The 576-nt window shown below is 75.3% G+C and carries 1 protein-coding gene; it reads right to left on the bottom strand.

Going from position 1 to position 576, the window contains the following annotated elements; genetic code table 11:
* Positions 1–427 (bottom strand): DUF3662 domain-containing protein (locus HMPREF3105_RS01725; protein ID WP_141762390.1); only part of this gene is annotated, 427 nt, incomplete at its 3' end.
* Positions 428–576: the final 149 nt, after the last annotated feature.

The raw sequence follows: 576 nt of genomic DNA, 5'->3' as shown, positions 1-576 counted from the left end.
CGTGGGCGGCGGCGGGCGAGGCGCCGTCGTCGTGGGGGGCCGGGGCGGTGAGCGAGCCGTCGTCCAGGCGGGTGACCACGCGCAGGTCCCCGGCGCGCACGTCCGCGTCCGGGTGGAAGGCGACCCGGACCGTGCCGGGCAGCGCATAGCCCTGGGAGTCGGCGTGGCGGATGACCTCGTCGCACAGCTCGCTGGCGAGGGTGGACCCCCACGAGCGGGCGCGCTCGAAGTCGGCGGGGGAGAAGTGGACCACGTAGCTGTTGGGCGCGACCGTGTGGCCCTCCGACAGGGCGAGAGACTCGTCGTCCATCGCCTGCCGCAGGGCCGAGGCGATCTCCACCGGCTTGACCGCCCGCGGACCGCCGGCCGAGAAGGCCGAGCGCACGACCCGCTCGAGGCCGCGTTCGAGGTTGTCCAGAAGTCCCACGACGGGGCTCCTTTCCACAGTTGTCCGTCCCGATACTACGGGCCGGGCTGGGAGACCGCCGAGAACAGCGGCATTCTGCGGGGTGGAGCGCGGGTGGGAGAGGCCACGGAGGGGGCGGGCCACGGGCGCGGCGGGGACGCGGGGGCGGG

Source organism: Micrococcus sp. HMSC31B01 (genome assembly GCF_001816085.1).
GTDB lineage: Bacteria > Actinomycetota > Actinomycetes > Actinomycetales > Micrococcaceae > Micrococcus > Micrococcus luteus.
This window is presented reverse-complemented; position numbering and strand designations above follow the sequence as displayed.